At 53.3% G+C, this 9,983-nt stretch carries 8 protein-coding genes; 2 read left to right on the top strand and 6 right to left on the bottom strand.

The window, feature by feature from the left end:
• Positions 1-36: 36 nt before the first annotated feature.
• The 3 genes from RAC89_RS29270 to RAC89_RS29260 form a co-directional block, all read right to left on the bottom strand.
• Positions 37-1,596, bottom strand: a complete 1,560-nt coding sequence (locus tag RAC89_RS29270) for an extracellular solute-binding protein (protein ID WP_306617199.1) — start codon at positions 1,594-1,596, stop codon at positions 37-39.
• 62 nt (positions 1,597-1,658) lie between these two features.
• Positions 1,659-2,525, bottom strand: coding sequence for a carbohydrate ABC transporter permease (locus RAC89_RS29265; protein ID WP_306617198.1), 867 nt, complete (start codon positions 2,523-2,525; stop codon positions 1,659-1,661).
• Between the two features lie 16 nt (positions 2,526-2,541).
• A complete protein-coding gene (locus tag RAC89_RS29260; protein WP_306617197.1) occupies positions 2,542-3,522 on the bottom strand; it encodes an ABC transporter permease in 981 nt (326 codons plus the stop codon).
• 264 nt (positions 3,523-3,786) lie between these two features.
• Between RAC89_RS29260 and RAC89_RS29255 the strand changes: the two genes are divergently transcribed.
• Positions 3,787-6,045, top strand: a complete 2,259-nt coding sequence (locus tag RAC89_RS29255; RefSeq protein ID WP_306617196.1) for a helix-turn-helix domain-containing protein — start codon at positions 3,787-3,789, stop codon at positions 6,043-6,045.
• Positions 6,046-6,101: 56 nt separating this feature from the next.
• Positions 6,102-6,743, top strand: a complete 642-nt coding sequence (locus RAC89_RS29250; RefSeq protein WP_306617195.1) for a carbohydrate-binding family 9-like protein — start codon at positions 6,102-6,104, stop codon at positions 6,741-6,743.
• Between the two features lie 18 nt (positions 6,744-6,761).
• Here RAC89_RS29250 and RAC89_RS29245 read toward each other — a convergent pair whose 3' ends face one another.
• From RAC89_RS29245 to RAC89_RS29235, 3 genes are all read right to left on the bottom strand, one after another.
• Complete coding sequence (locus tag RAC89_RS29245) at positions 6,762-7,916, bottom strand: N-acetylglucosamine-6-phosphate deacetylase (RefSeq protein WP_306617848.1); 1,155 nt, start codon at positions 7,914-7,916, stop codon at positions 6,762-6,764.
• Positions 7,897-8,673, bottom strand: coding sequence for a glucosamine-6-phosphate deaminase (locus tag RAC89_RS29240; RefSeq protein WP_373430080.1), 777 nt, complete (start codon positions 8,671-8,673; stop codon positions 7,897-7,899). Before RAC89_RS29240 ends, RAC89_RS29245 begins: the two co-directional genes overlap by 20 nt.
• A 501-nt stretch (positions 8,674-9,174) precedes the next feature.
• The gene (locus RAC89_RS29235; protein WP_306617194.1) at positions 9,175-9,921 is read right to left on the bottom strand and encodes a MerR family transcriptional regulator; all 747 of its coding nucleotides are present in this window, start codon (positions 9,919-9,921) and stop codon (positions 9,175-9,177) included.
• Between the last annotated feature and the right edge of the window lie 62 nt (positions 9,922-9,983).

The following is a 9,983-nucleotide window of genomic DNA, read 5'->3' as shown; positions in this document are numbered from 1 at the left end:
CATTAGCCTTTCTTAAGCAGCATCCGGCTTGGGAGGTTATTTCGCTTTTAGCTCAATCGTTTCTACACGCTTATGGGCCGCCCGATACGTATCCAACAGCTTGGGCACGCCCAAGGCTTCGATTTCCTTCACATATTTATCCCATTCGCTCAGGCTGCGGTTGCCTAACACGAACTTGGCGAAGTTCTCGTCGCGGTTTTTCTTAATGGCCTGCCCGGTCACCGAAAGCACCTCGTTCTCCGCCTCCGTAAAGGCCGGCTTCGGCTGCATGGCAGGCGGGTCGTATTTGGTCGCCTCCTGGTAGGCGCTGCGAAGATCCTTGGAGAACAGCGACAGGTGGGCGCCAAAATCAAGCCAAGTATACGTTCCGCTCGTCTGCAGCCCTGTTTGCTTCCGCATTTCGGTTACATCCGTATATTCCGGCTTGAACTGCTTCTGCCCGTTCTGAACGACATGCGCTTCGCCTTCTTTTCCCCAGCTGGCCAGCGTCTTGCCTTCCTCCGAGTAGAAGAAATCCATGAACCTCATAATGTCCTTCACATTCTTCGAGGTAGAAGCAACCGTCAAGCCGCCCTCGAGGTAGTGGAAATACGGGTTTTGCTGCTTCATACCCGCAACCCCGGCTGGAGGCGCCATGAATTGAATATTGTATTCCGGGTTATCCTTCTTCATGGCATTGTTGAAGAAATCCACGCGGCTGATGTAGTCGATCGTAATAAAGGATTTGCCGTTGGACATCATATCCTGCCATTGCTTTGTCTGTATCGTCAGGAAGTCCGGCGGGATCAGCCCGTCTTTATAGAACTTGTTCCATACGCCCAGCATGGCCTTGTAATTTTCGTCGGTCGGACCGAATTTCCAACTCTTGGACTCTAAATCGTAGTAAGCATTGTCCCCTGTGTGGAAGTTCGCGGTCAGGTTCGCATACATTTCATCCGGAATTTGACCGAAGCGCATCGAGATCGGATAGCTGTCCGGATACTGCTCCTTCAGCTTTTTGGCCACAGTATACAGCTCGTCGTACGTTTTCGGCGCCGTGAGCCCGTGCTTGCGGAAAACATCCTCGCGGTACAGCCAGATCATCCGGTTCGTTTCCCCGAAGCCTTGATTCGGCAGCATGTACATTTTACCGTCTGCTGCTATCGCCGCTTTCGCTTCCTCGGGGTATTTCTTCATCCACGCCTGAAGATTCGGCATGACATCCAGATGCTCCAGTACGTTGACGAGAGCGCCCTGTTGTCCGAACTTGTTCGAGGATGCCCGGTTCGGCATATAGATCAAATCCGGCATATTATTCGAGGCGACTACCAGATTGATGGTGTCGCTCAGCTTCCCGGAGGGCGTCTGCACCTCGAGTGTCACGCCGGTCTTCTCTTCGATCCATTTCCAGACCGGCCAGTCCTTGCTGTAAGGGAACGTAGGGTTGCTGTCGAGCAAAGCCCTAAACGTTTTCTTCTGAACGCCCGCAGAAGGCGGATTTCCCGTATTTCCCGGATTCGTACCGGTGCCGCTCGGCTGATTGCTTCCGCCGGAGCAGGCGGTCAGCGTGCTTGCGGACAAGAGCAGCCCGCATATCATAAGTCCCATCTTTTTCATTGAGTATTCTCCTCTGTCCACGTAGTTTTCCTTACTATACCGCATAGCCTTCGCCTTGCCCATTACCCTTTCACCGCGCCGATCATGACCCCCTTGACGAAGTACTTCTGGATGAAAGGATACACTAAGAGAATCGGCAGTGTGGATACCATGATGGTCGCAAACTTCAGCGAGTCCTCCACAATCAGGCTATCACCTCCAATTCGGGTAACGTCGCCTGACGCCACATTCCCGGCGAGCACCAGATTACGCAGGAGCACTTGCAGCGGGAACAGGTTCGGATCGCGTAAATATAACAGCGGGAACATAAAGTTGTTCCAAAGCCCTACAGCGTAGAACAAGGCGATGGTAGCAATGACTGCCTTAGATAAGGGCAGTACGAGCCGGAAGAAAATCCCGATATCGTTCAAGCCGTCCAATCGCCCGGACTCCTCCACTTCCTTCGGCATGCCGCTGAAGAAGGTACGCATAATGATCAGGTTCCACGTATTGACCGCCCCCGGCAGCACCATCCCCCATATCGTATCGATCAGCCCCAGGGACCGAACGACCAGAAACGTAGGGATCATACCGCCGCTGAAGAACATCGTGAACACGATCAGCAACGTCATGGGTTTATGGAACTTCATATCCTTACGAGATAAGGCGTAGCCTCCCATAGCGGTAATGATGAGGGCCACAGCCGTGCCCAGGACCACGTAGATCAGGGTATTTTTGTAGGCAAGCCAAATCTTCGGATCCTGGAACACCAGCTCATACATTTTCAGGTTAAAACCCTTTGGCCAGAGGGTGACTTCTCCCTTCAAAACATAAATATCTTCACTTAAGGAGACAGCCAGCATGTAGACAAACGGGTACAACGTAACTACAATGACTAAGAGCATAATAAGCACATTGCATAAGCCGAAAAGACTGAATTTGGGTTTCATACCGGTTGCTCCACCTTTACCATAAACTGTTTTCCCCGACCTTGCGGCTGATGTAATTCGCTGTGTAAATAAAGATCAGACTGATGATGCCCATGAACAGATCGATCGAAGCCCCGTAGCTGAAATTACCCTGCTCCAGCCCTACCCGGTACACATAGGTGCTGATGATGTCCGCCGTTTCATATACAGCCGGATTGTACATAAGGAATACCTTCTCGAAGCCGATTTCCAGCACCTTGCCGACGTTCATGATGAAAATGATTACGATGGTAGAGGCGATTCCGGGCAGCGTCACGTGCCACAGCTTCCTCCACCGGTTCGCGCCATCGATGCTGGCCGCCTCGTAGAGCTGTGGATCGACCGCCGTAAGCGCAGCCAAGTAGATGATCGATTCCCAGCCGATCTGCTGCCAAATATCCGATATGACATAGATGGTACGGAACCAGCCGGGCTGCATCATAAAGTTAATGGGCGTAATCCCGAGGCTCTGCAGGATCTGATTGATCAGGCCTCCGGACGGAGACAGGAACATGATCACCATGCTGGCTACGATAACATTGGAAATAAAGTGCGGCAGGTAGCTGACCGTCTGTACGAAGCGCTTGAACAGCACATGCTTCAGCTCATTCAGCAGCAGAGCCAGGATGATCGGCGCCGGGAAACCGAAGAGCAGCTTATAGGCACCGAGCAGGAACGTGTTGCGCATTAGGATCCAGAAGTCGGGATTTTGAAAAAACATGATGTAATATTTGAACCCTACCCATTCGCTGGCCCAAATGCCCTTAAATAAATTGAAATTCTTAAACGTAATGACCAGCCCGAACATCGGAGCATAGCGGAACACCAAGTAATACAGCAGACAGGGCAGCACGAGCAGCCATAAATACTTGCTTTGGTTCCACGTCTTACGCCAGGATGAAGCCTTCCTTACCTTGTGGGGCGTCGATGACAGCGACTGCAGCATCGGATTCATGGAACGGTTAGTTTGCTGGACCATAACATTTCTCCTCATGTTCGCGAGTTAATTGTGCTCATTGACCGAGGCATGCCTTTCGTTCGCGGAGCCTTGATATCGTCATTATAAGCAGGTGTCCGGCTCCCGATAAATCGCCACGTTTACCGGGCCATCCGCATTTTATCGGATGAACATTGAAACTGTGTATGTTTACGAAGAAATGAATATTGTGACCGTCTCCGCCGCTCTCTTAAGATAGAAGTAGTTCACCTTGGCGAAATACTATGAAGAAATGGGGGCTAACACATGCCGGGTTGGAAAGGCTTCAAAGGGAACACACCTTCGTTATTTGCCAAGCTGATGAGCAGCTTTCTTGTGGTGATCGTGCTGCTGGCCGCCTTTAATTTCACTTCCTTTCTTTATTTAAAATCCAAGATTCATTCGGAGATCATCAAATATAACGAGCTGAACCTGAACAGCACGGTGGTGCGGTATGAGAATCATTTTCGGCTAATGCGGGAAATGATTATCGGCCTCAGCCGCGACGACAAGTGGATGGCCAATCTGAATTTGCTGAGGAATGTGAAGCAGTTTAACGGCTACGATCGGATGGAAAGCGTGATCGCGGACATCAAGCTGCTGATCTCCAACCCGTTCATGTCCATGGACAATATTTTGCTCCACTTCCGCAATGATGGGTATGTGCTGGAGAAGGAAGGTACAAGCGAGGCGGAGCGGCTGTTTACCCGTTATTATGCGAGCCCCGCTTATTCGGCGGACTTCTGGAAACGGCAGTTCGAGGATCCGGCCATGTTCAAGCTGCTCCCCGCTGCAGAATTCGTGGAGACGTCGGCTCATGTAGAGAAAAACAAAGGCAGGCTGCTTCCGGCCATCATCAAGTTCATGCCCTTGAAGGACATGTATTTCATCGTCATGCTGCAGCCGGACAAGATGTTCCAGTCGTATCACTACGCTACGGACACGGACTTTACGATTCTGGGTGAGGACGGCACGGCGATCTATTCATCCAGGCCGGAAAGCAGCCTGACTACCACGGAAGCCTTTCAGGGTGCGGAGGGACATTTCAGCCGGGATCAGCATTATTATTTTTACAAAAAAGGACAGGACACCGGCTTGACCTACGTCAGCGTCGTTCCGATCCAAACGATCTCGAACCAGCTCATCAAGCTGAATCTGATCTTCCTTACGCTGCTTGTGATTACCATCGCTCTCAGCATAGTGACCTCCTTGTTCTTCACGTTCCGCCTGAACAGTCCGGTCCAAATGATTATGGATGCCATGCAGAAGCGGGGCTCCTCCCTGCCGCTGCAAGGCCAGATACGGGAGTTTGACCTCATCAGCGAGAAGGTCAGCAGCATCCTGAAGACGAACGACCAAATGACGGAGGATCTGGATAAGAAGAAGGCGCTGCTTCGTTATTACGCCTACACCAACAAGCTGAGAAGCATCCATATGAATTTGGCCGAGCTGACGGATATGGTGGCCGCCGATACACCCTTCGTGCTGGTGATGTATCAGGTCACGTTTAAGGAAAGCTTCGCCGAGCTGGATACGGAGCTCGAGAAGGCGCTCTATTTTGTCCGCGAGTATATTGCCAGCTCCCTGCTTCAAGTGTTCGAGGATCCTCTCACCTTCCAGATGGAGAAGGACACCGTGCTGTCCTTAATCTTCAAGCCGGATGAGGCGGAGATTGACCAAACGCTCGAGCAGCTTCGGCAGGTGTTCGCCTTGGATCGGGATCTGTTGTTCGTGACGGTCGCCGTCAGTCCTGTGTATTCCACATCGACTGAGCTCCTGTCCGCGTATAACAGCGCTTCTTCCATGCTGCAGCAGCGTACCTTGAACGATTTGACACAGATCATTCGGACGCCCAAAGCCCCCGCTTCCACGGTACATTTCACCGTGCTGGAGGAGGAGGAATTCCACACCCGATTCATGTCGGGCAGCGAGGAATCCGTGATGGAATGGATTCATAAGCAGCTGCAGGCGCTTTATAAGAAGGAGGCCACGGTGGTGGAGTTCAAGCAGCTTGCCAAGGAGATCACCCATCTGCTGAACAAATCGGCCGTGAAGCTGAATCTTCATCAGGAGCAAAGCGAACCGGCCCTGCCGTTATTGGAGCCGCTCAACAGCTTCTATAATCTGGAGCAATATGAGCTGTGGTTTCGGCAGCAGCTGTCTCCGATGCTGAGCAAGGTGCTGGAGAAGACAGCGGAGAAGGACCCGATGACCAGCTTCGTTCTCGACTACCTGGATCACCATCTCGATCAGGACATCACGCTGGACATTATGGCCGATAAGCTGAACATTACGCCTGGCTACTTATCCACTTATTTCAAGGAAAAGACAGGCACCAACTTCAGCGACTATCTGAACGGTCTGCGGATGCAGCGGGCGAAGGAGCAGCTGCACAATTTGGATTTGAAAATTCATGAGGTGGCCGCCAGAGTAGGGTATCAGAACGTCAATTCGTTCATCCGCATGTTCAAGCGGTACTCCGGCATGACGCCGGGCGAGTACAGGAAGAAGTATGGGGCTTCTTGAATTGAAAAAATGACCCTTGCCGCTGGGGCGAGGGTCTGGAGAGAGGGTTGTTTGGCATGAAAAGCTGTCATTATCCAATTCAACGTTTCGATGATTCCACTGAGGGTATCTTGTGGGACAATGTGAGTGAGCTGTCCGTCAGTCACTATCAATGGCTCGATAACGGATATGCCCCCGAGGTAAAGGCCGCTCTTGCCTATACCTCCGGGCGATTGCATCTGCAATTTCGCATCTATGAGTCTATGCCCAAGGTAAGCTACTATACGCCGAACGAGCCCGTATGCAAGGACAGCTGTGTGGAATTTTTCGTTCAGCCGCTCCCGGACAGCGATCCCCGGTATGTCAACTTCGAGCTGAACGCTGCCGGAACCTTGCTCTTGAAGCTGGGGGAGAACCGCCACGATCGTATATTTCTGGAGGAGCCTGAGCCGGATGCATTCCGAATTCGCACCATGACCGAATGCAAGGATCCGATTGATGGACGCGATTATTGGCTTGTCTCTCTCTCGATACCTTTCGCTTGGCTTCAATCGCTGTTCCCTTCGTTTCAGCCGAAGCCCGGCCACAGGCTGCGGGGAAATCTCTACAAATGCGGGGATGAAACGCCGCTTCCCCATTTCGGGAGCTGGAGCCCCGTCACCTCGGATAGGCCGGATTTTCACCGCAGCTGCGATTTCGGCGATCTCGTGCTTGGGTAACAGAGAACGAAAGGGCCTTTAACCGAACGCGGGTTGGCCCTTCTTGAAGGATTGCCGGATTTGCAGCTCTCGACCGTCCCAATCGAATACCGCCAGATCGGCTTGCGCCCCGATGCGCAAGCCTTCTTGCGTCGGCAATCCCATGAATCGAGACGGAATGACGGAGGCCAGATCCCAAGCTTGCGGCAAGGTGCAAAGCCCCCTTCGAACCAGATAGGCAATCTGGTATGCGGGCAGCTTCACGGAGCCGGCGAGCAGACCGGGCTGCTCCTGCATATGCAGCTTCCCCTCCGGAGTGAGCACCACCTTGCCTCCGATATGGTGCGAGTACGTCCCTGGGGGCATGCCGCTGAAGGAAACCGCATCGCTGACCAGCATCGCCCGATCGCTCTTCACCTTAAGGATCACCTTAAGAACGGAATCCGGCAGATGGAAGCCGTCGGCAATAAAGCAGGCGGACAAGCGCTCCTCCGCCAGCTGATCCCAGATGTAGTTCGGATGCCGCGGCAGGGTAAGATGGGCGCCATTCCCAAGATGCGTGGACATGCTTGCTCCCGCCGCAGCCGCTTCCTCGATCTGCCCGGCGGCAGCCGCCGTATGGCCGATGGATACTATGACCCCGCTTGCCGCACACTTGGCTATGAATTCGGAGGAGCCGGGCCATTCCGGTGACAGCGTAATGATGCGGATATGCCCTTCGGCCGCTTCCTGCCAGCGCTGGAACAAGTCCCAGTCCGGCGCGATCACGTGCTCCCGGGGATGAGCGCCTCTCGGCCCGTCCTCGGGGGAAATGAACGGTCCCTCGAGATGGATGCCGGCGATACTTTCGCTTGCTTTATGGCCGCTTCGAATCGCTTTGGCCAACACTTTCAAGGAAGCCTCGATCACACTGCTGCCGTTCGTAATGATCGTAGGATAGTAGGAGGTGACTCCTTCTTTGCTTAGGGCCTGCGACATCCGATGAATGGCTTCCTCTTGCAGAGGCGGTGCATTGAAGTCCAGTCCACCGTAGCCGTTAATCTGCAGATCCACAATACCCGGAGCGATCCAAGGCAATGCTTCATCGGGCTCTGGAGCGATCGGCTCGAGCCTGGAGATAAGTCCGTTTGCCATATGCAGGCGGATCGGCTCTTTTGTCCGGTAGTGTCGTCCCCTAAGCTCCATAGGAGTCACGGTCCACAAACAGGATGCAGCTGGGATGCTGCCGCAGAATGGTCGCCGGGCATGCTGTCGAGATTGCGTCGTTCAACGTCTTCTCCACGGCAAGCCTCTTAGTAGGTCCCGGTACCATGCAGAACAGGTGAGAGCCGGACAGCAGGGCAGGGATCGTCAGCGTCAGCGCATGGGTAGGAACGTCCTCCAGCGCTGCGAAGCAGCCGTCGTTCACCTGCTGCTTCCGGCAGGCCTCCTCCAGCTCCACCGGCTTCACGAGCTCCGTATCGGCAAAGTCCGCTACCGGCGGGTCGTTAAAGGCAAGGTGCCCATTCTCCCCGATGCCGAGACAAACGATGTCGATCGGCGCCTCCTTCAGCAGAGCGGTATAACGCTCGCATTCCTCCTGCGGTTTCGTGCTGTCGATCAGATGAACCTGACCCGGCTTCACCAGATCGAACAGCCGCTCCTTCAGGAAGGCCCCGAAGCGCTGAGGCGCATCTTCCGGCAAGCCGATGTATTCATCCATATGAAACACGGCAACTCTCGACCAGTCGATGCCCTCTTCCTTGACGAGGGAGGCCAGAAACTCATTCTGCGACGGTGCCGCCGCAAATACCATCCTCAGCTGCTCCTGTCCGGACAGCAGCTCCTTCATCTTCTGTGCCGCCGCCGCGCACGCGGCTGCACCCAGATCTGCCCTGTTCTCGTATAACCGAACTTGTAAACGGTCTACTTGCCTTGCTTCCATGGCCTTAACGGCTCGAATGTTAGACAATCGAATGCACCCTCCCGATTTCTTGATCTACACGTTCAGAGTAAGACATTTCCGGGTCCGGTTCAATCGCTAAACCATCCGATCTATGCTCATTTCAGCAAGTACATCGGAAAAGGAATATAAATGGGAAGAACTGTAGATATTGCCACTGTCCGCGGACCCAGCCCCTAGTGACACCTGTAATCGCATATTTACCATTACATTCGCCTATCCCAGCCCTCGGCACACCTGTAATCGCACATCTGCCATTACGCGAACCAATTCGCACGAAATGCCACCATCACGCACGCTTTATCGCACATCTGCCACTACACGCTCCAATTCGCACGAAATGCCGCCAGCACGCACGCCTAATCGCATTTCTGCCACTACACACTCGCCTATCCCAGCACTCGCGACGCCTCTAATCGCACATCTGCCACCCTCACCACACCTGTACTCGCAATCCTGCCACTCCAGATAAAGATCCCTGAGCAGCTTCCGCTCAGGGATTACTAATGCTTATGATTTGTTCTTCTCCGCATAAACCGCCATCGTGTCGCACATAAATTGTGCCAAGCCTTCTCCGAACTTATCGATGTTCTTCGTAAAGCGCTCGTCGTCTACGTACATCCGGCCCAGCCCCGCAAAGGCTTCCAGCGAATAGCTGCCCATCCGGTTCAGGAACACATACCATTCATGAATCGCCGCTTGCGCCTCTTCCGATTCCGGGGAGACGTGCCGAAGCGCCGCCAGCCGCTGATAAATCTCGTTCATTTCCGTACCGAGCTGCCCCTGCTCCTCCTTGGACATGCTGCCAAGCTTCGCTTTGGATCGATCCACGGCGTCGTTCCCCCAACGTTCCCGTGCTTCCTGCTCATACGGATTGCTGCTAAAATCAAAGCCTTCGAATTTCTCTTTGTTTGTCATTTGAATTTCTCCTTTCGCATGCTTCATGGTCTTATCAATCGTCGCGATCATTTGATCAAGCCGGCGCCGCTTCTCAAGAAGCAGGCTTCTGTGCATCTCCAAAGCCTCGTTCCGGTTAAAGCCCGGGCTATGGATTATTTCTCTAATTTGATTCAAAGGAAAGCCAAGCTCACGAAAAAACAAGATCTGCTGCAGCGTCTCGAGATTCTCATCGGAATAAAGCCGGTAGCCGGACTCGGTCGTTTGCTCCGGAGTCAACAGACCGATGTCATCATAATGATGCAGTGTGCGCACACTGATCCCAACCAGCTCCGCAACCTCTTTTACCTTCATGCTCATGGCTCGTGCCCCCTTCGCTGTTTACTATAGAGTATAACGTAACGTGAGAGTCAACATAAAAA

This window comes from Paenibacillus sp. GD4, assembly GCF_030846225.1.
Classification (GTDB): domain Bacteria; phylum Bacillota; class Bacilli; order Paenibacillales; family NBRC-103111; genus Paenibacillus_G; species Paenibacillus_G silviterrae.
The sequence above is the reverse complement of the archived record's forward strand: the minus strand, read 5'-3'. Positions and strand labels throughout refer to the sequence as shown.